Source organism: Parasedimentitalea maritima, from assembly GCF_005771405.1.
GTDB lineage: Bacteria > Pseudomonadota > Alphaproteobacteria > Rhodobacterales > Rhodobacteraceae > Parasedimentitalea > Parasedimentitalea maritima.
Genome location: NZ_VAUA01000001.1, coordinates 180,948 through 205,821 on the forward strand (window position 1 = coordinate 180,948; position 24,874 = coordinate 205,821).

Below are 24,874 nucleotides of genomic sequence, written 5' to 3' on the forward strand. Positions count from 1 at the left end.
CAGATGCCCCGTTTCCTAAGGGAATACTTTAACCGCAACGGCGTTGGGCTTGGCTCGGTCATGTTGGGTCTGGTCCTGTTCTGGACCATTGGCCTGATCATCCTGCCCCAGCTGTCGATGCTCGACTTTTCATTCCGGCCGAACCTGCCGCCGCCTGAGATCGGTGGTCCAAAGGATCTGTATACGCTGGAGAACTATAAGTACCTGATTTTTGGCCCCGAAGGTGGCAGTCAGGACTATAACGCGGTTGATCTGAAAGTGTTTTACCGCACTCTGATTGCAGCGGTTCTTGTGACGCTGTTCAATCTGATGCTGTGCTATCCAATCGCCTACTATCTGGCGCAGACCAACGGCAATCACATCCGCATTCTGGCGCTGATGTTGATCATCCCCTACTGGATCAACGAAATTCTGCGGGCCTTTGCTTTGCGGATTATCTTTGGCGAAAGTGGTGTGCTGAACAACCTATTGGTGGGCGCGGGAGTGTTTGACACGCCGTTCGACTTTATCCGCAATGACATCGCGCTGTATGCAGGTCTGGGCTATGCCTATATCCTGCTGATGATCTTCCCGATCTACAACGTGATCGAAAGCCTGGATCGTAACCAGATTGAGGCCGCACGAGATATGGGCGCCAGCTGGACCCGTATTCACCGTCGGGTGGTTATTCCTTATGCCAAGCCTGGGATCAGTTCGGGTTGTACCATGGTGTTTATGTTGTCAGCCGGCGCGCTGGCTGCGCCACAAATTCTGGGCGGCCCAAGCAGCCTGTGGTTTACGCAGCTGATTTACCAGCAATTCAATGACAACAGCGACTGGCCACAGGGCGCTGCCTATGCGGTTGTTCTGCTTGTCACCTGTATCTTGCTGGTTCTGGCATTGATGCGCGTGTTCAAGGTGAACATGGGGGATATTGGCAAATGAAGAACTTCTCCTTTATGCGCCTAAGCATCTGGTTCTATCTGGTGATCTTCTTCGCCTATTTGCTGGGACCACTGGTGATCATGTCGATCACCGCCTTCAACTCGCCCGGCTTTCCGCGGGCGGCTCCGTGGGAATGTCTGACCTTTGAATGGTTCTCGGCTCTGTTTCAGGACGAACGTATCCTGAACGGGATCTGGAACTCGGTCTTGGTTGGCACGGGTACGGTGATCCTGTCGGTGGCGATGGGTCTGGCTGGGGCGCTGATGCTGACTCAGATCTGGCCCAAGCTGCGAGCGACCTATTACACCATCATCATTGCGCCCATCCTGGTGCCCGGTGTTGTCATTGGTATCTCGACACTGGTGTTCTGGGATCGCGTCAATCGGATGCTGGGCTTGGATGCTGACAGCTTCCTGAGCAGTGGTTTGTTCCTGACCATCATCGGCCAGTCCACCTTTATTGCCAGTTACTGCATGCTGGTGCTGGTGGCGCGTCTGCAGCGGTATGACAATGCCCTGACCGAAGCGGCACTGGATCTGGGCGCAAGCCATGCTCAGACCTTCCGCAAGGTTCTGCTGCCGTTCATGCGTCCGGCGATTGCTTCAGCTGCGGTGCTGGCGTTCTTGGCTTCGTTCGAGAACTATAACACCACTACCTTTACCTTTGGCGAATACCCAACTCTGACCATCGAGCTGGCACAAAAGGTACGTTACGGCATCACACCAGCGATTTCGGCCTTGGCCTTTATCATCGTGTTGCTGACAGTGTTTGCAGCCCTGTTCAACGAGGCGAAAATTCGTCGTCAGGAACTGGTTGCAGCGGCTCGTAAAACCGCCACCGTGGAAGAGCTGGAAACTGGTAAGTTCCGTCTGCCTGGGTTCCTGAGCTCAAACACAGCGGCAGTGTTGCTGGTTGTTGTTGCTATGGCCACGATCGCGGTTGTGGGCACAGCAACGGTTTACAGCCCGGCACAGTGTATCGCGGATGTTAAAGAGACGAAGCGATTGGAAACTGAGCTGCGTATTCAGGAGTTGCTTCAGCGTCGTGCTGACGAAGCCGCCCGTCGGGCAGCCGAAGAAGGCGAACAGTCTGATCAGGCCCCTGCTACAGATGCGACACCAAAGCCGTCCAACGATTCCGGTTTTGGCAATGTCTTCAATCCTGGCACATTGCAGGATGGCGGCACCGAGACACCAGAAGAGGAGCCAGAGAACTCAGGGTCTGGCGGTGTCTTTGATCCCGGAAATCTGCAAAGCAACTAAAACACCGGAGGCGGCCTTAGGGCCGCCTCTTTTCTTTCCGGCATACGAAAACCCCGCCCTGGGGTTCTCCCCAACCGGTTGCGATCTTTCCAATACTGTTTGTCGTCTGTGCAGTGATAAGAGAGGCGGTACCGCCAAAGCGGATGCGGACGGGGTTCAAACCCCGCGTGCTAAACGTTGTCTCTGCGCGCCCCTATCGTGATGGGGCCCTGTTCCAAGTGCCGGGGTTGATAGGCCCAGCGGTATTCGCGAATGGCTGCACTCTGCAACACCTGTTCTGATAAGTGGTAACCAGACTGAACGCTGGATGCGCAACACCTTTGGGGTGAGGCGGGTGGGAATGAAAAGGAGGTGCACGGTGTAGAGCTATACAATAGAATCTGCATGCCATCGGACAGCAGTCTGATTGGGAGCGCCACACCTGAAGTGAAAGTCAGTTTTTGGCCACTCGTTCAACATTGAGAAAACTTGTTCCACATGCGATGCATAAGGTATGGATAAGAAAATAAATTTAAGGGCTCAAAGAGGGCTACCCACCAAGCGACAGCGATGGCAGGCTGGTGCGCTGGTTGAGATTCCACTAGGTGAAAATTGCTGGGCCTATGGGCAATTAGGCGAAGAGTATGTCGTTGCGGTTTTTGAAGGATGCTTCTCGGTCCCCCCATCAATAGAGGACATCATTCACCTGCCGATTTTGTTCAAATCCTTTGTCTATCAAGATGTTATTAGCAAAGGGTACTGGCTGAAAATCGGCCGGGTTGAGCCTCGGAGCGATGTGCTCCATGAAGAATACCGTTTTATGCAGGACACAATTACCGGTGCTCTATCTCTTTATCATTCAGAATTTGAGGATCAGAACTGGAAACAGCCAGCGCTTTTAAGTGAGTGTCTTGGATTGGAATGCGTAGCTGTTTGGGAGGCAGGTCACGTTGAAGACCGGATCATCGCAACGCGTGATGGTCGGAAATGTAAGTGGGCAAGTTCTTTAGCAATAGATTTGTTTAGAGTCCCTGCGCACCAGAATAACGTTCACTAGAGGTGATTGCGCGACCGAAGGCTTCTTTTGGCCTAAAATACTCAAAATCCAGACGGAGCGAGGTGGAGTTCGACATTGGGAGCAGTGCGGGCCAGATCGAAGTCTTCCGGGAGTCTGTCAGTGACAAACTCATCGATCTGCGAAAACGTGGCCACCCGATGTGATGCTCCGCGGTTCCACTTGCTGTGATCAGCGACGCATATCACTTGGCGAGCGTTGGTTTGAATTACATTACTAACCTCGGCATCGAACTGCTTGAAGTCCAGCAAACCAAACTCTGCATCGAGAGAGCCCGCGCCAATTACACCATAATCCGCAGCAAAACGGCTATAGCCGTTCAAAACCGAGCTACCAACAAGGTCGCGATCCTCTGGGCGCAGCATCCCGGCAACCATATGCACCTCGCAGGAGGGGGCGTTGCAGAGTAGACGGGTCACCTCGAGGTTATTAGTGACAATGGTGGTATCTGGCGTCTGTGCCAGAGCCTCGGCCACATATTGTATGGTTGTGCCAATGCCCAACAATACGGTTGATCCAGGTGGTATCCGGTCGGCCGCGGTGCGTGCGATGGCGCGTTTGGTCTGTTCATTCAGGATTGCACGTGACCGAAAGTTGAGATTCACAGGGTTTGACGGAGGGGCAACGCCACCGTGAACGCGCCGCGCCAGCCCCTGATCGCAAAGATCATTGATATCGCGCCGAATGGTTTGAGTAGCGACCGAAAAAAACTCGGCCAGGTCATTAATCGACAGCAAGCCTTCGCCACGCAATTGTTCAACGATTTGGCGCTGACGGTCGTTAAGATCGGTAAGAGTGTCCATGACTTTGCATTGCCTAGATAAAATGTCTTGTCAAATGGAGGGCGCAATCCAATCCGGTGAAATTCCGCTGGAGGTGATGAACTTTTTCACATCCAGACCTGCAAACAGCCCGTGATCGCTAATAAGAGCCGCACTCCAACCACGCGCCCGCGCACCTAAGACATCGGTGTGCAAAGTGTCGCCAACCATTGCGATACGCTTGCGTTCGATTGTTGGAAGGCGCCGTTCAATGGTCTCGTAAACTGAGGCAAAGGGCTTGCCGTGGAAAATCACCTCGACGCCTAAACGGTCCTGCAAATCATGGGCGAAATAACCGGGTTCAAGCGACAGGCCATTTTCGCGAGGGGCCACCAAGTCAGGGTTTGCAACAACTAAGGGTCGTGGCGTCCGGCGCAAGCTGTCATGAAGTAAGGCCTGACGTTCAGCGCTCCAATCAGCGGCGCTGAGCATCAGGAAGGCCTGAACGCGATCGTAAGCGCGCGGGTCATCCAACAGCGCTTGTGCGTCGACGTTCAGATCTTCGGCTTTGAAGGCCGCTGGGGCGATCACGCCCCAAGGCCCATGAGGGTTGACGATGTTGAGATGTGCCTCGCAAACATCACGGCTCGAGATGATCTCTTCTGGTGCAAAATCAAACCCCAACCGGACAAATTTGGCCTGAGTTTGGGCACGGGTATAACTGGCAGCATTGGTCAGCACCAACACCTGTTTTCCCATGTCGCGCAACTGCTGCACCCGATCATGGGCGCCTGCAATGGGGGTTTCTCCAACGTTTAGAACACCAAATGCATCAAACACAAAAACGTCTACTTGATCATCCAACTCATGCAGGCCTGCGATCTTCTTACAGGCCCCGGCGTTTGACGCGGCGGGTAAGCGGCAGCGAATTTCCTCGTAGCGATCAAAAGCCTGATCCGGTGTCATTGCAACTGGTCCTCAAGAGTGTGGGTGTGACCCTGTGCTGACGTCACTTCGTCGCGCAATGCCAGCGCCAGTTTGGGGTCGTCAGTGATGATGCCATCAACGCCCGACTGTAGCTCAGCACGCAGGAGATCCATGTCGTTGATCGTCCATGTCATTACTTTTAGCCCCTGTTCCTGCGCTTGCACTAGGCATTCGCGGTCAAGGTCTCGAAAGTGAGGGCTCCAGATCGCCGCGCCTGATTGGCTCAGAAGCTCTGGAAGAGCTGCAAACTCAGGATCAAGACCATCCAGCCAGGGTGAGCCGGGGAACAGGGTACCATCCGCGTGCGTGCTGCGGTTGAGAGACAGATGAGAACGGCGCAGCTGCGGATAGTTGCGCGCGGCGGCTGACAGAATCTGCCAGTTAAAGGCATGCAGATAGCTTTGTTCGACCATGTCATGGCGCTGCAATTCATCAGCAACAATCTGGACAAAGGTATCCGCAGAGACTTGGTCACTCGCAGTGGGGCTGTGTTTCAGCTCAACCAGCAACTCGACCTCAGGAGAGTGGTCTTTCACAAGCAACAGGAATTCGGTCAGGGTTGGAATGCGGCAGTTGGGTAGGACCGCCTGATGTGGAGTCTTTCGGGCGCTATCACTGCCGGGGCGAATGCCGCCCACATCAAACTGTCGCAATTCCTCAAGCGTGAGCGCGCTGATAGCCGGGCCCTCATCCTGCAGCCATTCACCTGCACTGTTGCGGGTGGTGTCACCTGACAGGCGAGGGTTGTGAGTGACCACTGGAATGCCGTCACGGGTCAGCAGCAAATCAAGCTCCAGACCATCGGCCCCTGTGTCTATTGCATACTGAAAACCTTCTAGGGTGTTTTCGGGCAGGGCAACCGGGGCACCTCGGTGACCAAAAACTTTTGGCATTGCGGTCATTGGTTGTCCCAGTTCAATCGCTGACCGGTGGTGCCGTCAAATAGATGGATCTGATCCCGACCACAGCTAAGTGCAATACTGTCGCCGCTGTCACGTGCCTGCACGCCGTTTAGGCGAACTGCCAGTGGTGATTGCGAACCGGCAAGGGTTCCATGAACCACAGTATCAGCCCCTAATTGTTCGATGAACCCAACCGAGAGTTCAATCCGTGTCTCTCCGGCTGTGTTTTGATGCAGATGCTCGGGGCGGATGCCGATGGCGATTTGGTTGCCCGCTGCAGCAGGCAATTCGGCCCCAAAGTCAATCTGGTGACTGCCATTCAGCTGCAAACTGCGGCGGTCAGAGCTGACGGTGCCATCCAAAACGTTCATTGATGGGCTGCCGATGAAGTCCGCAACAAAGCGAGAGGCGGGGCGCAGGTAAAGATCCATCGGCGTGCCGATTTGTTCAACCTTGCCGTTGCTCATGATGATAATCCGATCCGCCAGGCTCATGGCTTCGACTTGATCATGCGTAACGTAAACAAACGTGGCGCCCAGTCGTTTGTGCAGTGCTTTTAGTTCGGCGCGTAGCTGGGTGCGGAGTTTTGCATCAAGGTTCGACAGAGGTTCGTCGAACAGAAAAACCTTAGGATCGCGAACAATGGCACGACCCATGGCAACCCGCTGGCGTTGGCCACCAGACAGATTGGCGGGCTTACGATCCAGAAATTCTTCAAGTCGCAGGGTGCGGGCTGCTTCAGCAATGCGTTCTGCGATTTGCGCTTTGGGTAGGCCTTCGTTTTTCAGGCCATATTCCATGTTTCCGCGGACCGACATATGCGGGTAAAGCGCGTAGTTCTGGAACACCATGGCGATGTCACGTTCGCCGGGTTCCAGGTCATTTACGCGACGGTCGTCGATTTGTAGATCGCCCGAAGTGATGCCTTCCAGACCGGCGATCATGCGCAGGATTGTGGACTTGCCACAACCGGATGGACCGACCAGTACGATGAACTCGCCATCGGCAATATCGACGTTGACGTCGGAAACTGCAGTCACACCGCCCGGGTACACTTTGCCCAGAGAATTGATGCTTAGAGTGGCCATTTATTTCTCACTTTCCACCAGCCCTTTGACAAAGAGCTTTTGCATTGCAACGACAACGATAACCGGGGGGATCATGGCCAGCACGGCGGTGCCCATGATGTAATGCCAGACCGGCAGGCTTTCGCCCGAGTTCACCATGCGCTGGATGCCCATGACGACGGTATAAAGGCTTTCGTCGGTTGTGATCAGAAGGGGCCAGAGGTATTGATTCCAGCCGTAGATAAACAGAATGATGAACAAAGCCGCGATATTAGTACGGCTGAGTGGTAGCAGGATATCCCAGAAAAACCGCAAAGGGCCTGCACGGTCGATACGCGCAGCCTCGACCAGCTCATCCGGGATCGTCAGGAAAAACTGACGGAACAGGAAGGTGGCGGTTGCCGACGCGATCAGTGGTACGGTTAGACCTGCATAGGTGTTCAGCATCCCCATTTTCACCACCACATCAAATGTCGGCAGAATGCGGACCTCAACCGGCAGCATCAAAGTGATGAAGATCATCCAGAAGAAACCCATGCGGAATGGGAACTGAAAATACACGATGGCATAGGCCGAGATGATAGAGATGGCGATTTTACCGAATGTGATGACCAGCGCCATAATCAGGCTGTTGAACATCATCGAACCGATCGGTACACCGCCGGCTTCGGGCAGGCCTCCAACCAAGAGTTGGCTGTAGTTTTCCCAAGCACGATCACCAAACCACAGCGGGATCGGAGAACTGCTCAATGCCTCGGGGCCATGGGTTGATGCAACCAATGCCATCCAGACGGGGAAGCACAGGAACAAGACGCCAATGATCAGCACCGCATGGGTGAGAAAGGTCAGGAAGGGGCGATTTTCAACCATCAGTACTGCACCTTACGTTCGACAAATCGGAATTGGACAAAGGTCATCATGATCACCAGACCCATCAGGATGACCGACTGAGCAGCTGAAGAGCCGTAATCCTGGCCGATAAAGCCTGTGTTGTAGACCCGGAACACCAGGATCGATGTTGCATCAACTGGGCCGCCTTCGGTGGTGGCGTGGACCAGCGCAAAAGTGTCAAAGAATGCGTAAACCAAATTGACCACCAGCAAGAAAAACGTGGTTGGCGTTAGCAGCGGGAAAACAATGGTCCAGAACCGGCGTACAGGTCCGGCACGGTCAATGGCTGCGGCCTCAATCAAGGATTTTGGGATCGATTGCAGCCCGGCGAGGAAGAACAGGAAGTTATAGCTCACCTGCTTCCATGCGGCGGCGACGATCACCAGCAATAGCGCCTGATCCCCATTCAAGTAGTGGTTCCAGTCGACACCAACATTTTTCAGCCAATAGGCCACAATGCCCAAGGACGGATTCATCAGGAAGTACCAGATCACACCAGCCAGGGCAGGGGCCACCGCATAGGGCCAGATCAGCATGGTCCGGTATCCGGTCGCGGCCTTAACCACCCGGTTTGCCGCCACGGCCAGCCCTAGTGAAATCGACATCGCCATCACGGCAACCGAGACACCAAAGATCAGTGTGGTTTTGAACGAGCGAAGATAGCTAGGGTCCTCGAACAGTTCGACATAGTTCTGCATCGCAACCCATTGACGTGAAAAGCCAAACGCATCTTCGATGAAGAAGGAGCTTTCCAGCGCCTGATAGGCTGGCCAGAAGAAGAAAATGAGGGTGATCGCGATCTGCGGCAGGACCAGTAGATAGGGCAGCAGCCGAGAGCGAAAGACGACACGCTTTTGCATGCGGGGGAACCTTTGGGGGAAGTCTTGAAAAATGGGAGGCCCTGCGTGGGGCCTCCCGAGCCTGATAATTTAGGCTATCACTTGTTGGCAGCTTCGAACTTGCGCAGTAGCTTATTGCCACGCGCAACCGCTTCGTCCAACGCAGTCTGAGCGTCTTTCTGACCCGACCAGACAGCCTCCAACTCTTCATTGATGATGTCACGGACCTGCACAAAGTTACCAAAGCGCACACCCTTTGACGCTGGGGTCGGGGTGTTCAGGCTTAGCTGCTTGATGGCTGTGTCAGTCATAGGATCTGATTCATAGAACTTCTGTTCTTGAGACAGGTCATAGGCAGCGTTGGTGATCGGCACATAACCGGTTTCCTGGTGCCAATATGCCTGCTGCTCGGCAGCGGACACAAACTGGAAGAAGTCAGCAACGCAGGCGTATTCGGGTGACTCGTGACCTTGCAGAACCCACAGGGTTGCGCCGCCAATGATCGAGTTTTGCGGTGCGTCTGCTACAGCTGTATCCAGTGGCAACATGGCCTGACCAAATTCAAACTCGGTGATGTCTTTCTTGAAGCCACCATAATAGGCCGAGGAGTTGATCCACAGGGCTGTTTCACCGTTCACAAACTGGGCGCGGCTGTCACCACGGCGTCCGCCGTAGACAAATGTGCCTTCTTCACCCATGTCAGCAATACGCTGAATGTGGTTTACAACAGCTTCGTTGTTGAAGGTGAATTCGGTTTTCAACGAGGCAAAACCGTTCTCTTCGGACCCAACCGGAAGGTTGTGCCAGGCCGAGTAGTTTTCGATGTTGGACCAGGACTGCCAGCCAAACGAGAATGGCTTGGTTACGCCGCTTTCTTTTAGTGCGCGGGCCGCAACTTCGACTTCATCCCATGTGGTAGGAACGGCAACACCAGCAGCGTCCAGGGCGGTTTTGTTGTACCACAGAACCGGAGTTGACGAGTTGAACGGCATCGACAGAAGCTTGTTATCAGTGTCGGTATAGTAGGACACAACGGCGGGCAGGTAGGCCGACTGGTCAAAGTCAACGCCGGCGTCTGCCATCAGTTCGTGGACAGGATAAATCGCGCCCTTTTCACCAGCGGCCATCATAGTCGCTGTGCCAACTTCGAACACCTGCACGATGTGCGGCTGTTCACCGGCGCGGAAGGCCGCGATGGCAGCTGTCATGTTTTCTGTGTAGTTGCCTTTGTAGACAGCGTTGATCTGGCAGCTATCGGAGCCACCGTTATAGTCTGCAGCAAATTTATCGACGATCTCACCCAGTTGGCCGCCCATGGCATGCCAGAACTGTACTTCGGCCTTGTCAGCCGCAGCAGTGGTAGCAGCCATGGCAAGAACCGTGGTTGCCGAAAGAATTGATTTCAGTTTCATTTCGATCTCCTACGACCGGTACCACGTTCATCTGAACCGCGGTCTGGTCCCCTGAATTGTAATATGTGTGGGTTCATGTGCCCACTTAAAGCAGCATAGAGCGCTTATGTAACGCTCATATGAATTCACATTGCGTTCAAATGAACTTTTGAGTCAACAACGAAGGTGAGGGAGGTCTTGTTTTTTGGTTTGGACTTTTACGGTAAATTGATATTGGTTAATGGCTGTACTTTGATTTGATTCGGTACAATCTACGGATGAGTTGACTCAATAGAGTTACCATGCAGAGCAATGTATTCGTCATATGCGGTACAAGTGCGCCCCTTCTTGATACAATGATGACTGATACATTGGTACAATGTGTACCTGTATGGAAAAAGGCTTGGAAGAAACCAATTTTGCGTGCGCTATTCGACCGTTTTGTCAGGGTGCTTGACGGCTAATAGACGATTGATAATCATGCCTCCTAATTTACGGGGAGGAAATTTTATGAAACTGACATCAACACTTACGGGTATCGCGCTGGCATTGGGCACTGCGGTGCCAGGTTTTGCAGCGGATGTGACCGCACGCATTTCACTGCAGCTGCCGCTGAAAAGTCATTTGGGTCAAAACCTTGCGCTGTTCAAGTCCGAGGTCGAAGCAAATTCCAATGGTGAAATCGCGGTCGAGATTTATGACAGTGCGCAACTATACAAAGACAAAGAAGTTCCGGCCGCTGTTGGATCTGGTGCAATTGAAATGGGCGTTGCCTCACTGACTCGTTACGTTGGCGATGTACCTGCAGTGGACGTGTTTTACATGCCGTTCCTGTTCAATTCTGAAGAAAAAGTACGCAAAGCCACCGCGCCGGGTAGTGATGTGCGTGGGCCAATTGATGCAGCCATTGCAGAAACAGGGTCTACAGTGATGTGGTGGCAGGCCTATGGTGGGGCGATTATGTTGTCCAAGGATGGCCCAGTCAAAACACCCGCTGACATGGTTGGAAAGAAAGCGCGCGTATTTGGCAAAACCTTAGGTGATTTTGTCACCTCAACTGGTGGCGCACCGACGCTGATTTCGGGTTCAGAGCAGTACCTCGCCTATCAGCGCGGTACAGTCGACATTGGTATGACAGGTGTATCTGGTGTTAAATCCCGCAAGCTGTGGGAGGTTATGGGCACTATCACCGTGACCAATCATGCAGACATTGAATTCATCGTTGTAGCCAATACTGACTGGTGGAATGGTCTGTCTGCAGAGCACCAGAAGGTCATGAGTGACGCGGCGCTGATGGCAGAACTGACCGTGCGCAACAAGGTGACTGAAATTGAAGCTGGCGCCTATGCCGCAGCTGAGGAAGCAGGCATGAATGTCTATCATCCAACAGCTGATGAGATCGACGCATGGAAAGCAGCCTCGGCTTCGGTATATGACGGGTATCGCGCCAAAACTGGCGACCTGGGCGCCCAGATCCTGTCGGCAGCAGAACAGTACTAAGCTTGAACTAAAGATCAGGCCGGACTTAAACATTGGTCCGGCCTTTTGCTGTTCAAAATCCGAAAGTTAAAAGACTATGTTCAACCGGTTTGTCACCATGCTTGCCTGGCTGGCTGCGATTCTGTTTGTCGTCGCCGGGATCATGCTCACCTACGAAGTTGCGGCACGTTATTTCTTTGTTAACCCAACGATTTGGGCTGCGGAGTTAAGCCAAGGTTGTTTGATCTGGGGCGCTTTGATCGCCTCCCCTTGGTGCCTGCGGGAGCGGCGACATATCCGAATTACCGCTGTGATTGGTCATTTGCCACGATCTGGCCGCATCGTTGCGGATGTTTTTGCTATGGCAGCGGTTGCGGTATTTTCTTCAATTGTAGGGGCTTACGGCTGGAAGATCTTCCATGAAAGTTTCGTGAGAGGCCGCACTACAGGCTCTATGCTGGACCTGCCGATCTGGATTGTAGAACTGGCCGTGCCTTTTGGTTTTGCCGTGTTGTTTATTCAGTCTCTAATTGAAGTTTTACGCGCTGCACGAGGAGAAATTGTGGCCGAAGGAGAACATGAATGATTACCGTATTCCTGATTCTTCTGGTGCTGTTCTCGCTGCTTCTGTTGGGTGTTCCTGTGGCCTTTGCATTGGGAGGCTTGGGCCTGTCGATGTTGGTCGTTGGTGGGTTTTCGCCGCTGATGGCGCCGCAGGCCATACTCTCTACGCTGGATGGGTTTATCCTGCTGGCGGTGCCGCTGTTCCTGTTGATGTCAAACGTCTTGCTAAAAGGTGGAGTGGGGAGAGACCTATACGCGGCAGTACAGGCTTGGGTTGGCCACTGGCCCGGTGGGCTCGCTGTTGCGACCGTGATTTCCTGCGGGTTGTTTGCGGCTATTTCGGGGTCATCAGTGGCCACTGCAGCCACCATCGGCACCGTAGCTATTCCCGAGATGCTGAAGCGTGGCTACGAAAAGCGCTTTGTTTTTGGCTTGCTCGCGGCGGGCGGTACTCTGGGCATTCTCATCCCGCCATCGATCCCGATGATCGTTTATGGCTTTGTAACTGAAGAATCGGTGATTGCGCTGTTCCTGGCTGGTGTCGGGCCAGGCTTGCTGCTGCTGGTGCTGTTTGGCGGCTACGCTATGGTCTATGCGTCAATGCGGGGCATGGGGCGGTCAGAGAAGGCAAGCTGGCCAGAACGCCGTCACGCGACGCTGCGCGCCTTTCCGTCTATGGCGCTGGCGGCGGTTGTTGTCGCCGGTATCTATGGCGGTGCTTTTACCCCAACCGAGGCAGCGGCAATTGGCTTTGCTGGCGCTGTGGTGATTACCGTGCTGGTGCTGCGCACACTCTCTTGGCTACAGTTTTGGGAAGCAACCAAAGATGCTATGGCCACCACAGTTGCGATCTTGATGATCGTCGCCGGGGCCAAAGTGTTTGGCAAAGCCATCACCCTGTACCGCATTCCTCAGGACATTAGCGCCTTTCTGTCCGATGCGGTCAGCAGCCCGGTCGGATTCGTGGTGCTGGTGGCGCTGATTCTGCTGGTGATGGGGCTGGTTCTTGAGGCGCTGTCGATGGTGCTGATCATGACGCCAGTCCTGTTGCCCGCCGCCATGGGGCTGGGTTTTGACCCGATCTGGTTTGGTATCTTTATGGTGCTGATGGTCGAAGCGGCGTTGATTACTCCTCCGGTCGGCCTGAACCTCTACGTGATCCAATCGGTAGCCCGTGCAACGCTGGGAGATGTGGCACGCGGTGCGGTACCATTCCTGCTGCTGATGTTCCTCTGTGTTGTGATCCTGTATTTGGTTCCTGACCTCGCCCTCTACATTCCTTTCAAACTGTGATTGCCATGACAACTCCTGCTGACCAACTGCGTGCCCTTCTGGCTCAACCTCGCTTGCACACCATGCCCTGTGCCTATGATGCACTCTCAGCCAAGCTGGTTGAGCAGGCCGGATTTCCGCTGACCTTCATGACCGGGTTTGGGGCTTCGGCCAGTCGCATTGGCGCACCCGACTTGGGTTTGATGAGCTATGGGGAAGTGGTGGATCATGCGCGTAACATTGCTGGCGCGGTGTCGATCCCAACGATTGGGGATGGCGACACCGGGTATGGCAATGCGATGAATGTGCGGCGCACGGTGGCAGGCATGGCCTCAGCGGGCTGCGCAGCAGTCATGATCGAAGACCAACTGGCGCCCAAACGCTGCGGCCATACGCCGGGTAAGGCAGTGGTCGGACGAGAGGAGGCCTATGACCGGATCCGCGCCGCAGTGGATGCGCGCGAAGCAGGGGCGGATATCCTGATCCTGGCTCGCACTGATGCACGTCATGAGCATGGTCTGGCTGAGGCCCTGACACGGGCCCAAAGGTTTCGTGAACTGGGGGCGGATATTCTATTTGTCGAGGCACCAAGGTCCGAAGCTGAAATGCGCGAGATCTGTGCAGCCACGGATGCCCCCAATATGGCGAATATCGTCGAAGGCGGCGAAACACCTGATCTGTCGCGCGAGGTGTTGCAGGATATCGGGTATCGCATCGCGGCCTATCCGCTGACGCTGATGTCAGCAGCAATGCGGGCGATGGTTCAGACGCTGGAACAGCTGGCGAAAGACCAACCACGCGACGGCTTGATGGATTTTGGAGATTTGCGAAAGCGAATTGGGTTTGATGACTATTACGCAGCGTCGGAAATCTACACCAGTTCAGCCCGCACTGTGAAAGAGCCGCACTAGGTCATTTTCTGGTCGATGACGTAAGGCTGACAGGTTCCAAACGTCTTTCCGTGGATCGTCCAGCAATGCAATGAATGTATATTCCGGTTCTCGTAACACCGAGCAGCATCCGGGATTCCGGATGCCGTGAGTGAGTGCCAGTACATACTGGCCTTTGTAGGGAAAATTGGTCGGGCTAAGAAGATTCGAACTTCTGACCCCCTGTACCCAAAACAGGTGCGCTACCAGACTGCGCCATAGCCCGACCGTGAGGGCGGAATAGATGCTTCGAAGCGGATATGCAAGCCCAATATCGAGAGTTTATTTGTTCGACTTCCGTTTTAGCAGCAGCGAGATATTGACGCCCCCAGAGGTGTAGCCACGGGTCCGGGTTTGCAGCACCGGGGTATTGCGTGACTGGCCGCCCGAGGCCTCGCGGATGACGATGAAAATACCACTGCCGATAATGATTCCCGCTCCCAGAAGGGTGCTGGGATCGATGGCCTCTCCGAACAGAAAAAATCCAAACAGGGTGGCCCAGATGATCTGTGAATATTGCATCGGCGCGACGATCGCGGCCTCGCCGAGGGTATAGGCGCTAACCATCAATAGGGTGGCGCAAAAGCCAAATATGGCAACAACTACAAGGCCGCCCAGTGCCGATGCTTCAAGCGGCACATAAACGAAGGGCAAAGCGATTCCCATCGCCACAAAGGTGGTCATAAGCGGGTAGATCATCAGGACCACCCGGCGTTCATGGGTACCAATCTTGCGTAAGATCACAGATTGCAGAGCGTTTCCGAATGCGGCCAAAAGCGCTGCGGCATGGCCCCAGCCGAATTCGGTACCGCCGGGACGCAGAACGACCATGACACCTATGAACCCAAGAACAACAGCTAACATCCGGGGCAGTCCAACTTGTTCCTTTAGAACAGGAATGGACAGCAGGGTTACTAACAGGGGCGTAACAAATAATAGAGCATAGGCCTGCGCCAGTGGCAGTTGAGAAAACGCGTAGAAGGCGCTGGCAGGTACCAGGGACACCGCTATAGACCGAAGGGCCATCCACCAGGGATGCTGCGGCCGCAGGTTGCCGTGTGCCGGATCTCTGATCAACATCAGCGTAACCAGAGGAAACGACAGCAGGCTGCTAAAAAACACCAGCTGAAAAGGGGACATGCTGGCCCCCAAATATTTGACCACCACGTCGTGGGTCGAGAAAATGGCATAGCCCAGCAGAGCCAGCACAGCAGCTTTCAGGTTCATGGGTCACCAGAATGAAGGTTTTGGAATGTGTTTCTTGGCCATGTATAGCGCTAACATGAACTTGGGAATATGAAATTTTTTGTATAGGTGAAATGATGCTGACCGAGGTGATTAGTCATCACATGTAGCAAGCCGATCAGGCGAAGGGCCCATGGCTGAGCCAGTGGCGCTAGCCGAGGGAGTAGGAGGCTCAATTGACATAGATCTGTTGAGCTGCGCCCAAGTTCCGGCCTCAAACCGTTCCGGCCATTCTATATCCCACAGCATTGCCAGTTTGCGCGCGCGTGGAAGGTAGGCCGCGGCCGAGCGCTGAATGGATCGAGGTGCGAAGCTGCAAGGTGAATGCATGTAGATTGCTTATTAAGGTGCCGAACACCGATAGAGCACAATCAAGCCCGCTAAAAGTAATACCGCCAACCTTTCGAAAAAATATTCAAAATAGCGGCCGGTTATATTCCCAACAAACGACAGTTTCATTGGTTGAAATACCGAATACTTCTTTGAAGAAACATAAGCCTATGGCTGTGCTGCGTCGACAAGACCCAGCCCTGCGCTGATGAGCAGGCGGGGCTGGGTCTGTATTCTTAGTCGACTATTACAGGCTGGCGTCCAGTGCAGCCAGAACAGCGTCGCCCATTTCACTGGTCGAGACGGGCGTTACGCCCTCTTCGCCCAGCAGGTCAGCAGTGCGGACACCGTCTGCCAGCACGGCCTCAACAGCGGCCTCTAGGCGGTCAGCCTCGGCGCCTTCGGCAAAGCTGTAGCGCAGGGCCATGGCAAAGCTGAGGATACAGGCGATTGGGTTGGCCTTGGCCTGACCGGTGATGTCCGGGGCAGAGCCGTGTACGGGCTCGTACATGGCGCGTGGGCGACCATTGTCCATAGGGGCACCAAGCGAGGCAGAAGGCAGCATGCCCAGTGAACCGGTCAGCATGGCAGCGCAGTCGGACAGGATGTCGCCGAACAGGTTGTCGGTGACGATCACGTCGAACTGTTTCGGTGCGCGGACGAGCTGCATGGCGCCATTGTCGGCGTACATGTGCGACAGCTCAACCTCGGGGTAGTCAGCGTGCACACGCGTGACAACTTCGCGCCACAGGATGCCACTCTCCATCACGTTGGCTTTTTCCATCGAGCAGAGTTTCTTGTTCCGCACCATGGCCAGATCAAAAGCAGAACGGGCTGCGCGTTCAATTTCAGACTCGGTGTAGCGCTGGGTGTTGATGCCGACGCGCTCGTTACCTTCGTTGAAGATGCCGCGGGGTTCGCCAAAATAGACGCCCGAGGTCAGTTCGCGTACGATCATGATGTCCAGACCGGCGACGAGTTCCTTCTTCAGCGAGGAGAAATCAGCCAGGGCGTCAAAGCACTGGGCGGGGCGCAGGTTGGAAAACAGATCCATTTCCTTGCGCAGGCGCAGAAGGCCGCGTTCGGGCTTCACCGAGAAGTCCAGATCGTCGTATTTCGGGCCACCAACAGCACCGAGCAGAACGGCGTCAACTTCCATGGCTTTGGCCATTGTGTCGTCGTGCAACGGAACACCGTGGGCGTCATAGGCGGCGCCGCCAACAAGGTCGGTGCTGACATCGAACGCCAGGTTCCGCTTTTCGCCATACCAGTCGATGATCCGGGTGACTTGCGCCATGACTTCGGGGCCAATGCCGTCGCCGGGCAGAATCAGAATCGAAGGGTTGGACATGCGGATACTCCTTGAAATCGGTTGTACCGGAGGTACCCGCTAGGGTCCGCAGGGTCAATAACGCGCGAAGGCCAACGGGGGGGCTAGGGCAAAGGTGTAGCCTGTTGCAGGCCTTTGGCCAGCAGTGACCAGACACGGGTGATCCGAGGGGTTTGCCGCATGGCTTGATGTGCTGCGAGCCAGACTGGTAGTGGGGGGATCTCAATTCCCAGATCTAGCTCTCTTACCAGCGGATCTGCGCGACCAACGTTACATTGAGAAAACCCAATGCCGCAGCCAGCCCGGACCAACTGCCAGTAGGTTGCCTGATTATCGCAGCGTGTCGCAAAATTGCTGCGCTCCATCGACCAGCCAAGTGCGCGGGTGGTGTGCAGGATCAGCTCGTTTGAATCATAACCAACCAGATCATGCTCGCGCAATTGGTCGGGTGTATTGGGGGAACCTCTGCGCGACAGGTAGCTCTGTGCGGCAAATATACCCAGCGGTAGGTCGCAAACGTGGCGGGTTACAATATCGAGTTGGCTGGGCCGGTACATTCTCACCGCGATATCAGCAGCACGAAAAAGCAGGTTTTCGCTGCTGTCAGAGGGGACCAGTTCCAGCTCGATCAGCGGTTCTTCTTTTCGGATCCCGGCCAGAATTGGCGGCAGCAGGTAATGGGAGGCAAATACACTGGCGGTAATGCGTACCGTTCCTTGCAGTTGTTGGGACTGCCCCGCAACGTTTAGCGCAATCGCATTCATCTGCGCATTCATCTGTTGCGCCATAGGCAGCAACCGGGTGCCATCAGCGGACAAGCGCAAGCCGCGGGCATGGCGTTCGAACAACTGACTGCCAAGATCCTGCTCAAGGCTCTGAATATGGCGACCCAAAGTGGGTTGGCTACGGTTTAACCGTCGCGCCGCACCGGAAAGCGAGCCTGTTTCCGCGACAGCAAGAAAGCTTTGGATCAACGACCAATCGGGGAGAGGAGATATTTGACTCATTCATTTATGAATACATAACCTGCACATTTCGGCAATGCCCCTGCGTATATTGAATGGATAATGTGTCACCAATAGTAATTTGGAGACTGAGTTATGACCCGTAGTGTTTTGATACTTGGCGCGAGTGGCCGATTTGGCCGGGCCTGTTCGACCGCATTTTCTGAAGCAGGCTGGCAGGTCCAGCATTTTGACCGCACCCATGGCAATCTGATGGATGCTGCATCTGGTGTGCAGGTGATCGTAAACGGGTGGAACCCGGCTTATCCTGACTGGGCGAAACAGGTTCCCGATTTGCATGCGCAGGTCATTGCAGCAGCGCGGGCGAATGGGGCAACAGTTGTTGTGCCGGGCAATGTTTATGTGTTTGGCGAAGACACGCCCAGCCCCTGGTCGGAAAATACCTCGCATCGCGCGAAAAACCCATTGGGTCGCATTCGTGTTGAAATGGAGGCTGCGTATAAACGCTCTGGCGTCTCTACAATTGTGGTGCGGTCAGGTGATTTTCTCGACACTGAGGCCTCGGGCAATTGGTTTGATCTGATCCTGACCAAGGATTTGGCTAAGGGTCGTTTTACCTATCCGGGGAAAACCGATGTGCCACATGCTTGGGCCTATTTGCCGGACTTGGCGCGCGCTGTGGTGGGCTTGGTTGAGAAACGTGACGTGTTGCCGGTCTATGCTGATATTCCCTTTTCCGGGTATACGTTGACCGGACAGCAAATGTTTGACGCGGTGAATCGCGCAGTCGCGCGATCTGTGCAACTGAAGCCTATGTCTTGGTGGCCATTGCAACTGGCACGACCGTTTTGGCCCATGGGTCGGTGTCTGCTGGAGATGCGCTACCTATGGGATACGGCCCACCGTCTGGATGGGGCCTTGCTTGAGAGCTTATTGCCTGATTTGCCGCAAACCCCACTCGATGTCGCGCTTGTGGAGGCTCTGCCCTCAGGGTTGGTTGAGCGCAATGTCCACCCAAACCAGGTGATGACGACTGGACGCAACCCTAGCTTGACCTGAAACAGGCGGCCAGACCACCCCAGCATCAAGTACCTTCAGGTCTGCAGAGGGTAAAACATAGTCCACCCGCATCCGGCCAGCGTTCTTCCATTGCACAGTGTTGATGTCTGCTTCGGTGCTGGAGGGACGTGGGTCTTGTAGTCTTGGGTCGGCGAGCAATGACCGAATGGCTTCGCGCCGCCCATCCCCACGGTTTGGGTCCAGATTGGCGCCACCAGCAATTACAAGGGGCGATCCGGGCACTGCGCCCAGGTCACCGTTGAGCAGTAGTTGCCAAAGGTGGATTTCATCGTGGTTGCGCCGACCGTTGCGATCTTCGGGCCCGTCAAAGAGAGGAGGTCCAGCCTGAAATGTCAGCAGGTTCAACCGTTCTCCATTAGGCAGGGCCAGTGGCACCACCCAGTGGCCTGTATTGGAAAGGCGCTGTGCAGCCTGAGCCTGCGCTGATGGAAACGGGGTCCCATCGGGGTGTTGCGGGAGTAGGGCACCGGGCAAATCACGCCACAGCAGCGAACTGAAGTCCTGCACCAAAGCGTGGCCTATGGGCAGGCGTGACAGTACTGCGATGCCATCTTGGCCAGTAAATGTGCCATAGCCCTGCGAATCTCGAGGTTCGCCAAACTGGTTATTGCCGTCCAGATCAAGGCCGCTGGCCAGCCCCGAGTTGGGTTGTAGGGCGAGAAAATACGGATAATACGCACCGTGTTTTTGCAATTGGTTTTGCAGCGCATTCAGCGCCCGGCCTTCATAGTCCCAGTCTATGCCTTGTAGGGCTAGTACGTCTGGATGCGCGCTGGCAATTGTCTGTACAACTGCGTTGATGTAGGGGTCGTCACCGCGCTCTATGTCACGGAAAAGCAAACCAGGACCGTCGCGGGACAATTCGGTGTTGAAACTGGCAATGCGTAGGGTGTCGGCATGGCTTGGCGTGGTAAGTGACAGCAGCAGAAGTGCGGCCAGCCACCTCATGCTGTTTGTATTGCCTCAGCGTTTGCATAAGCACGGCGGCGCTTCTGTTCGATCAGCTCTGCCACCCGCAACATTGCCATGCCGCGCATCAGCAGGGATGTGGGCAGGAACCCCCATGCGCCGATCATCCAGACCAGAGTTTGGGGATGACTTAGGACAGCTGGATCGAACACTGCTGACAGTGCGGATACGGCTGCAGGAATTGCAAAGGGGAGCAATACGCCGAATATCAAATTGATCCGGCCATCACGTTGCAGGCGGTGTACGACATCGCCACCAGTGGTTGGATCAAACAACGGCAAGTTTACCCAAACGTTGAAGGCGCCATTGGCGACGGGCCAATTGCGGATGTGGATCGTGAAGAAGAAGACCGCAACACTGATCAGTCCGATCACATAGGCAAGGCTCGCTGCGGCCCGGACCATACTCACTGTTTCGGCTGATGCATGTGGCGGCATAACCAGAGTGACCAGGTGTACCGGTGAATATGAGAAATCGAGCGCGTTACCAAGTTTACTACCCATGCCGTGGATAAGGGTTGTGAGGCCCGTAGGCTCAAATGGGTGACGTGCCATCAGGCTCAGAACTCCGATGGTCACCAGCAAGGATATGAACCGCATCCGGTTTAGCGGCGGTGCTTCGCGAAATTCGATGAAGCTGGGGAAGTTGGAATAGTACTCGGCAAAGGTCAAAATGCCCCCGAGCAGGGCCACTAAGGCCACGATCTCAGCAGAGTCCGTTGCGAAATTTGGCAGTAGCAATGACGGCATGGCAATAAGAAATGCCACAAGTATACCGCGCATAGCTGCGCCTGTTATGCGTGCTAACACTGTTCGTTCCCTTCAAACTGGACAGGTCGATACGTTGCCGAGCCTTTGTTCCACTTTGACGCAACCCCGATGGTCTGGGATCGCTGTGCCTCATTTGCGCCCTATTTGTGCCTTGTTTCACGATTCCCCTCAAGATCTGAGCAGCAAATCCGCCGTTGGTAGAGTTTATCGTGGGAGTAGTGGTGCGAGAATGCATCATGAAAACCCCAGCATCTAGGGGCATTTGGCTTTGTACACTATATGTTGTGGTGATCCTGAGTGTCCCCATAGGGCCTACCGGGCTGTCAGTCGGACTGACGGCCCGGTAGGCTGTGTGGACTCAATTGGCTGGTTCAGTCTCTCTGACTGCGGCTTGAGAGCCCGATGACAATTAGGCTGAACCCGTTCATCATCAATTCGATGCCCAACATTATGCCCAGAAAAGTCAAAGAGGCGGCTGCAAAATTGGTCCAGATATAGCCGGCCAGCAGTACGGAAATTGCACCAGACAGGATCATTGGCCAAAAATATACGGTGCTGCGCATCTTCCATGCAAAGATCAATCGGACAATACCGCTAGAGATCAAAAGGATGAGTATTAGCATGGTCAGCGAGATGGCTCCTTGCAGTGGGTTGAACAGAAAGTTGGTGCCGAGAAAACCCATCAAAAGCCCCATCAGGATGCCAAATATCTTGCTGCCTGTCGATTCGGTGCTGGAAAAGCCACCGATGACCTGGAACACACCAGACACCATCAACATCGCACCTGTCAGGGTGGTGACTGCCATGGTTGCAATGACGGTATTGCCCAAAACCAGAATGCTAAAGAACAGTGATAGAGCGCCTAGCAACATCCATTTCACCGAGTCTGACATTATACTTCTCCTGAAAATCAAAAAACTTTTAAACGGACCCTGCATTTCTATTGGGATCAAGACCCTGGGTGGGCTGACATTACCCATAGTGGCAGGGGGAAAGCTACCGAAGGTTTTTGCATAACGGCGAAGGTGTTCTGCTTGGCGGTCGGGCAGGTTCTGTGAATGTGTTAAGGTCGGCCATTCAGCGATTCTGTTTCGCTGTGTTTTTAGGGAGTACGAGTATTGGCTTACGTTACTTTGACCCTTTGGTCTGCCGAAGAAATGTCAGACGAAATGATCGCTACTGCAAATGAAAAATACGTTCCGCTGGTTATGTCAGTTGGGGCAACAGGTGTGCAAATGGTGCGCACCGGTGATTTAACTATGTGTGTGATTACCCAGTATACAGATGCTGCAACCGCTGCCGCTGCTCAGGAAAAGATTGCTGAGGTTCGAAAACAGGCTGCGGGTGAATTTACAATGACCATGGAAGGTGTTCACGCCGGGGAAGTCTTCGCCGGTAGTTGATCTTCGTAAAAATGGTACAAAAAAGGCCGCCCATTTTGAGCGGCCTTTCGTTTGTCCAAAGCAAATCGCCAGGTCAGACCCAAGGGCGTGACTGAGCGGCCTTTTCCTCGAAAGTGTCGATCGAAGCCGCTTTTTCCATGGTCAGGCCGATGTCATCCAAACCTTCCAGCAAACAGTGTTTTTTGAACGCATCAACGTCAAACTTGATCACGTCACCGTCGGAGGTGGTGATTTCCTGGGCAACCAGGTCCACAGTCATCCGCGCGTTGGCGCCTTTTTCAGCGTCAGCCATCAGTAGGTCGACCTGCTCTTGCGGCAGGACGATTGGCAGGATGCCGTTCTTGAAGCAGTTGTTGAAGAAGATGTCAGCAAATGAGGTCGAGATCACACATTTGATGCCAAAATCAGCAATCGCCCACGGTGCGTGTTCGCGGGATGAGCCACAGCCAAAGTTATCACCGGCTACCAGAATATCAGCATCCCGGTACTGCGGTTTGTTCAGCACGAAATCAGCGATCTCGGTGCCGTCGCGATTGAACCGCATCTCGTCAAACAGGTTCTTGCCAAAGCCGGTCCGTTTGATCGATTTCAGGTGGACCTTTGGGATGATCATATCGGTATCGATATTGACCAGCGGCATAGGGGCAGCGACGCCCTGGAGTTTTTCAAACTTTTCCATGTTCGTATTCCTTATACCAGCTCGCGTACGTCGGTCAGCTTGCCAGTCAGGGCAGCTGCGGCGGCCATGGCTGGGGACACCAGGTGGGTGCGGCCCTTGTAGCCTTGGCGACCTTCGAAATTACGGTTCGAAGTCGACGCGCAGCGCTCGTGCTCGGACAGCTGATCGGGGTTCATCGCCAGACACATGGAGCAACCGGCCAGACGCCATTCAAAGCCAGCCTCGACAAAGATATCGCCCAGACCTTCTTCTTCGGCCTGTGCCCGAACAAGGCCAGAACCAGGAACGATCATGGCACGCATGCCGTCCTTGATCTTTTTGCCTTTGACCACGTCAGCCACGGCGCGCAGATCTTCGATGCGGCCGTTGGTGCAAGAGCCGATGAAAACAGTGTCGATTTCGATGTCGGTCAGGTTGGTGCCGGATTCGAGGCCCATGTAGTCAAGCGCACGTTTGACAGCATCAACCTTGCCGCCGGTAAAGTCCTCGGGGAACGGGACCTTGGCGGTGATGGGCAGAACGTCCTCGGGCGAGGTGCCCCAGGTGACAACCGGCTGGATGTCTTCACCTTTCAGGGTGACGACCAGATCAAACTCAGCACCTTCGTCGGTGAACAGGGTTTTCCACCAGTCCATCGCAGCTTCCCACTGGGCACCCTTGGGGGCGTGGGCGCGGCCGTTGACGTATTTAAAAGTGGTCTCGTCCGGAGCAATCAGGCCAGCGCGGGCGCCGCCTTCGATGGCCATGTTGCAGACGGTCATGCGACCTTCCATCGACAGATCACGGATCGCTTCGCCGCAATATTCGATGACATATCCGGTGCCGCCGGCGGTGCCGGTTTCACCGATCACGGCCAGCGTGATGTCTTTGGCGGTCACACCCGGCTGCAATTTACCAGTGATCTCGACCTTCATGTTTTTGGACTTTTTCTGGATCAGCGTCTGGGTGGCCAGAACGTGCTCAACTTCGGACGTGCCGATGCCGTGGGCCAGCGCACCAAAGGCACCGTGAGTCGCGGTGTGGCTGTCGCCGCAAACCACGGTCATGCCGGGCAGGGTCCAGCCCTGTTCCGGACCAACAATGTGCACGATGCCCTGACGGATGTCATTCATGGGATAGTAGTGAATGCCAAATTCCTTGGCATTGGTATCCAGCGCGGCGACCTGAATGCGGCCTTCTTCGTTTTCGATGCCGTTGACGCGGTCTGGCGTTGTGGGCACGTTGTGGTCTGGCACAGCGATGGTTTTATCAGGTGCGCGTACCGTGCGGCCGGTCATGCGCAGACCTTCGAACGCCTGGGCGCTGGTTACTTCGTGAACCAGGTGGCGGTCGATATACAGCAGGGTGGTGCCGTCTTCTGCTTCATGCGCAACATGCGCATCCCAGATTTTGTCATAGAGCGTTTTGGGGGACATGGGGTCCTCTCCCGTTTTGTATTTTCAATAAGCTGGCTGAGGGGCGGGCAGGCGTTATAGCCGGGCCAAAACCGAGCGGGCAGCGCCAAAGAATCGCTCACGCAGGCGGGTGCGATCTTGCAGTTCGATTTTTTGCGCCAATACGGGTATCATGGCTGTCAGATACAGGCGGAGGCCTAGGCAATCAAGGGTTCGCCAGGCCCAACCGTGGTAAAGACGGGCCCAACTGCGGCAAACAAGGCAAACATTGCGCGTTTTCCCGCTATGCATGGCTGCTACCCTCTTCACTAAGCCGTGCAGATCGGGCACAGAGACGTCTTGATTCGCCTCAAATCTTACCGGCTGCGTTGAAAACTGGTCTGAGGC

The 24,874-nt window shown here is 54.7% G+C and carries 24 protein-coding genes and 1 tRNA gene; 9 read left to right on the forward strand and 16 right to left on the reverse strand.

The window, feature by feature from the left end:
• The first annotated feature begins 3 nt into the window (after positions 1–3).
• The 3 genes from FEE96_RS00845 (at position 4) to FEE96_RS00855 (ending at position 3,222) form a co-directional block, all read left to right on the forward strand.
• On the forward strand, positions 4–924 hold the full coding sequence (locus tag FEE96_RS00845; protein WP_138161103.1) for an ABC transporter permease: 921 nt from the start codon (positions 4–6) through the stop codon (positions 922–924).
• Entirely contained in the window at positions 921–2,186 is a 1,266-nt protein-coding gene (locus FEE96_RS00850) for an ABC transporter permease (protein WP_138161104.1), read from the forward strand. Before FEE96_RS00845 ends, FEE96_RS00850 begins: the two co-directional genes overlap by 4 nt.
• A 493-nt stretch (positions 2,187–2,679) precedes the next feature.
• Complete coding sequence (locus FEE96_RS00855) at positions 2,680–3,222, forward strand: Imm26 family immunity protein (protein ID WP_138161105.1); 543 nt, start codon at positions 2,680–2,682, stop codon at positions 3,220–3,222.
• Positions 3,223–3,263: 41 nt separating this feature from the next.
• On the opposite strand, the gene FEE96_RS00860 is transcribed toward FEE96_RS00855, so the two are convergent.
• The 7 genes from FEE96_RS00860 to ugpB all read right to left on the reverse strand — a co-directional run bounded on the left by FEE96_RS00860 (position 3,264) and on the right by ugpB (position 10,099).
• Entirely contained in the window at positions 3,264–4,043 is a 780-nt protein-coding gene (locus FEE96_RS00860) for a DeoR/GlpR family DNA-binding transcription regulator (protein WP_138161106.1), read from the reverse strand.
• A 30-nt stretch (positions 4,044–4,073) separates the two neighbouring features.
• Positions 4,074–4,967 (reverse strand): HAD-IIA family hydrolase, encoded by an 894-nt coding sequence (locus tag FEE96_RS00865; RefSeq protein WP_138161107.1) that lies wholly within the window; start codon positions 4,965–4,967, stop codon positions 4,074–4,076.
• Positions 4,964–5,890, reverse strand: coding sequence for a glycerophosphodiester phosphodiesterase family protein (locus FEE96_RS00870; protein ID WP_138161108.1), 927 nt, complete (start codon positions 5,888–5,890; stop codon positions 4,964–4,966). Before FEE96_RS00870 ends, FEE96_RS00865 begins: the two co-directional genes overlap by 4 nt.
• Positions 5,887–6,978 carry an ABC transporter ATP-binding protein gene (locus tag FEE96_RS00875; protein ID WP_138161109.1) on the reverse strand — a complete coding sequence of 364 codons (1,092 nt, stop codon included), beginning with the start codon at positions 6,976–6,978 and terminating at the stop codon, positions 5,887–5,889. The genes FEE96_RS00870 and FEE96_RS00875 overlap by 4 nt, the downstream gene beginning before the upstream one ends.
• A complete protein-coding gene (gene ugpE, locus FEE96_RS00880) occupies positions 6,979–7,827 on the reverse strand; it encodes a sn-glycerol-3-phosphate ABC transporter permease UgpE (protein WP_138161110.1) in 849 nt (282 codons plus the stop codon).
• A complete protein-coding gene (ugpA, locus tag FEE96_RS00885; RefSeq protein ID WP_138161111.1) occupies positions 7,827–8,708 on the reverse strand; it encodes a sn-glycerol-3-phosphate ABC transporter permease UgpA in 882 nt (293 codons plus the stop codon). Before ugpA ends, ugpE begins: the two co-directional genes overlap by 1 nt.
• Before the next feature lie 77 nt (positions 8,709–8,785).
• The gene (gene ugpB / locus FEE96_RS00890; RefSeq protein ID WP_138161112.1) at positions 8,786–10,099 is read right to left on the reverse strand and encodes a sn-glycerol-3-phosphate ABC transporter substrate-binding protein UgpB; all 1,314 of its coding nucleotides are present in this window, start codon (positions 10,097–10,099) and stop codon (positions 8,786–8,788) included.
• Between the two features lie 489 nt (positions 10,100–10,588).
• Here ugpB and dctP point away from each other — a divergent pair, with 489 nt between their 5' ends.
• From dctP to FEE96_RS00910, 4 genes are all read left to right on the forward strand, one after another.
• Positions 10,589–11,578 carry a TRAP transporter substrate-binding protein DctP gene (dctP, locus tag FEE96_RS00895; protein ID WP_138161113.1) on the forward strand — a complete coding sequence of 330 codons (990 nt, stop codon included), beginning with the start codon at positions 10,589–10,591 and terminating at the stop codon, positions 11,576–11,578.
• A 76-nt stretch (positions 11,579–11,654) separates the two neighbouring features.
• Positions 11,655–12,143, forward strand: coding sequence for a TRAP transporter small permease (locus tag FEE96_RS00900; RefSeq protein WP_138161114.1), 489 nt, complete (start codon positions 11,655–11,657; stop codon positions 12,141–12,143).
• Positions 12,143–13,414, forward strand: coding sequence for a TRAP transporter large permease (locus FEE96_RS00905; protein WP_138161640.1), 1,272 nt, complete (start codon positions 12,143–12,145; stop codon positions 13,412–13,414). Before FEE96_RS00900 ends, FEE96_RS00905 begins: the two co-directional genes overlap by 1 nt.
• A gap of 5 nt (positions 13,415–13,419) precedes the next feature.
• Positions 13,420–14,304, forward strand: coding sequence for an isocitrate lyase/PEP mutase family protein (locus FEE96_RS00910; RefSeq protein WP_138161115.1), 885 nt, complete (start codon positions 13,420–13,422; stop codon positions 14,302–14,304).
• A gap of 167 nt (positions 14,305–14,471) precedes the next feature.
• Here the strand turns inward: FEE96_RS00910 and FEE96_RS00915 are convergent.
• The 4 genes from FEE96_RS00915 to FEE96_RS00930 all read right to left on the reverse strand — a co-directional run bounded on the left by FEE96_RS00915 (position 14,472) and on the right by FEE96_RS00930 (position 18,234).
• Positions 14,472–14,548: transfer RNA gene (locus FEE96_RS00915), tRNA-Pro, on the reverse strand.
• A 56-nt stretch (positions 14,549–14,604) separates the two neighbouring features.
• The gene (locus FEE96_RS00920; RefSeq protein WP_138161116.1) at positions 14,605–15,549 is read right to left on the reverse strand and encodes a DMT family transporter; all 945 of its coding nucleotides are present in this window, start codon (positions 15,547–15,549) and stop codon (positions 14,605–14,607) included.
• 595 nt (positions 15,550–16,144) lie between these two features.
• A complete protein-coding gene (gene leuB / locus FEE96_RS00925; RefSeq protein WP_138161117.1) occupies positions 16,145–17,248 on the reverse strand; it encodes a 3-isopropylmalate dehydrogenase in 1,104 nt (367 codons plus the stop codon).
• 83 nt (positions 17,249–17,331) lie between these two features.
• On the reverse strand, positions 17,332–18,234 hold the full coding sequence (locus tag FEE96_RS00930) for a LysR family transcriptional regulator (RefSeq protein ID WP_138161118.1): 903 nt from the start codon (positions 18,232–18,234) through the stop codon (positions 17,332–17,334).
• 93 nt (positions 18,235–18,327) lie between these two features.
• Between FEE96_RS00930 and FEE96_RS00935 the strand changes: the two genes are divergently transcribed.
• Positions 18,328–19,251 carry a sugar nucleotide-binding protein gene (locus FEE96_RS00935; protein WP_138161119.1) on the forward strand — a complete coding sequence of 308 codons (924 nt, stop codon included), beginning with the start codon at positions 18,328–18,330 and terminating at the stop codon, positions 19,249–19,251.
• On the opposite strand, the gene FEE96_RS00940 is transcribed toward FEE96_RS00935, so the two are convergent.
• From FEE96_RS00940 to FEE96_RS00950, 3 genes are all read right to left on the reverse strand, one after another.
• Complete coding sequence (locus FEE96_RS00940) at positions 19,180–20,220, reverse strand: endonuclease/exonuclease/phosphatase family protein (protein ID WP_138161120.1); 1,041 nt, start codon at positions 20,218–20,220, stop codon at positions 19,180–19,182. The two genes, FEE96_RS00935 and FEE96_RS00940, sit on opposite strands and share 72 nt — an antisense overlap.
• Entirely contained in the window at positions 20,217–21,050 is an 834-nt protein-coding gene (locus FEE96_RS00945; protein ID WP_138161121.1) for a hypothetical protein, read from the reverse strand. The genes FEE96_RS00940 and FEE96_RS00945 overlap by 4 nt, the downstream gene beginning before the upstream one ends.
• A 332-nt stretch (positions 21,051–21,382) precedes the next feature.
• Positions 21,383–21,904, reverse strand: coding sequence for an HdeD family acid-resistance protein (locus FEE96_RS00950; RefSeq protein ID WP_138161122.1), 522 nt, complete (start codon positions 21,902–21,904; stop codon positions 21,383–21,385).
• Between the two features lie 225 nt (positions 21,905–22,129).
• Here FEE96_RS00950 and FEE96_RS00955 point away from each other — a divergent pair, with 225 nt between their 5' ends.
• The gene (locus FEE96_RS00955; protein ID WP_138161123.1) at positions 22,130–22,414 is read left to right on the forward strand and encodes a hypothetical protein; all 285 of its coding nucleotides are present in this window, start codon (positions 22,130–22,132) and stop codon (positions 22,412–22,414) included.
• Positions 22,415–22,487: 73 nt separating this feature from the next.
• Here FEE96_RS00955 and leuD read toward each other — a convergent pair whose 3' ends face one another.
• Both leuD and leuC read right to left on the reverse strand, forming a co-directional pair.
• Positions 22,488–23,093 carry a 3-isopropylmalate dehydratase small subunit gene (gene leuD / locus FEE96_RS00960; RefSeq protein ID WP_138161124.1) on the reverse strand — a complete coding sequence of 202 codons (606 nt, stop codon included), beginning with the start codon at positions 23,091–23,093 and terminating at the stop codon, positions 22,488–22,490.
• 11 nt (positions 23,094–23,104) lie between these two features.
• On the reverse strand, positions 23,105–24,508 hold the full coding sequence (gene leuC, locus FEE96_RS00965) for a 3-isopropylmalate dehydratase large subunit (RefSeq protein ID WP_138161125.1): 1,404 nt from the start codon (positions 24,506–24,508) through the stop codon (positions 23,105–23,107).
• Positions 24,509–24,874 lie beyond the last annotated feature (366 nt).

Excerpts from the sequence above, each read along its gene's own strand:
- FEE96_RS00845 (WP_138161103.1), top strand. The coding sequence starts at position 4 with ATGCCCCGTTTCCTAAGGGAATACTTTAACCGCAACGGCGTTGGGCTT.
- FEE96_RS00850 (WP_138161104.1), top strand. The coding sequence starts at position 921 with ATGAAGAACTTCTCCTTTATGCGCCTAAGCATCTGGTTCTATCTGGTG.
- FEE96_RS00855 (WP_138161105.1), top strand. The coding sequence starts at position 2,680 with ATGGATAAGAAAATAAATTTAAGGGCTCAAAGAGGGCTACCCACCAAG.
- FEE96_RS00860 (WP_138161106.1), bottom strand. The coding sequence starts at position 4,043 with ATGGACACTCTTACCGATCTTAACGACCGTCAGCGCCAAATCGTTGAA.
- FEE96_RS00865 (WP_138161107.1), bottom strand. The coding sequence starts at position 4,967 with ATGACACCGGATCAGGCTTTTGATCGCTACGAGGAAATTCGCTGCCGC.
- FEE96_RS00870 (WP_138161108.1), bottom strand. The coding sequence starts at position 5,890 with ATGACCGCAATGCCAAAAGTTTTTGGTCACCGAGGTGCCCCGGTTGCC.
- FEE96_RS00875 (WP_138161109.1), bottom strand. The coding sequence starts at position 6,978 with ATGGCCACTCTAAGCATCAATTCTCTGGGCAAAGTGTACCCGGGCGGT.
- ugpE (WP_138161110.1), bottom strand. The coding sequence starts at position 7,827 with ATGGTTGAAAATCGCCCCTTCCTGACCTTTCTCACCCATGCGGTGCTG.
- ugpA (WP_138161111.1), bottom strand. The coding sequence starts at position 8,708 with ATGCAAAAGCGTGTCGTCTTTCGCTCTCGGCTGCTGCCCTATCTACTG.
- ugpB (WP_138161112.1), bottom strand. The coding sequence starts at position 10,099 with ATGAAACTGAAATCAATTCTTTCGGCAACCACGGTTCTTGCCATGGCT.
- dctP (WP_138161113.1), top strand. The coding sequence starts at position 10,589 with ATGAAACTGACATCAACACTTACGGGTATCGCGCTGGCATTGGGCACT.
- FEE96_RS00900 (WP_138161114.1), top strand. The coding sequence starts at position 11,655 with ATGTTCAACCGGTTTGTCACCATGCTTGCCTGGCTGGCTGCGATTCTG.
- FEE96_RS00910 (WP_138161115.1), top strand. The coding sequence starts at position 13,420 with ATGACAACTCCTGCTGACCAACTGCGTGCCCTTCTGGCTCAACCTCGC.
- FEE96_RS00920 (WP_138161116.1), bottom strand. The coding sequence starts at position 15,549 with ATGAACCTGAAAGCTGCTGTGCTGGCTCTGCTGGGCTATGCCATTTTC.
- leuB (WP_138161117.1), bottom strand. The coding sequence starts at position 17,248 with ATGTCCAACCCTTCGATTCTGATTCTGCCCGGCGACGGCATTGGCCCC.
- FEE96_RS00930 (WP_138161118.1), bottom strand. The coding sequence starts at position 18,234 with ATGAGTCAAATATCTCCTCTCCCCGATTGGTCGTTGATCCAAAGCTTT.
- FEE96_RS00935 (WP_138161119.1), top strand. The coding sequence starts at position 18,328 with ATGACCCGTAGTGTTTTGATACTTGGCGCGAGTGGCCGATTTGGCCGG.
- FEE96_RS00940 (WP_138161120.1), bottom strand. The coding sequence starts at position 20,220 with ATGAGGTGGCTGGCCGCACTTCTGCTGCTGTCACTTACCACGCCAAGC.
- FEE96_RS00950 (WP_138161122.1), bottom strand. The coding sequence starts at position 21,904 with ATGTCAGACTCGGTGAAATGGATGTTGCTAGGCGCTCTATCACTGTTC.
- leuD (WP_138161124.1), bottom strand. The coding sequence starts at position 23,093 with ATGGAAAAGTTTGAAAAACTCCAGGGCGTCGCTGCCCCTATGCCGCTG.
- leuC (WP_138161125.1), bottom strand. The coding sequence starts at position 24,508 with ATGTCCCCCAAAACGCTCTATGACAAAATCTGGGATGCGCATGTTGCG.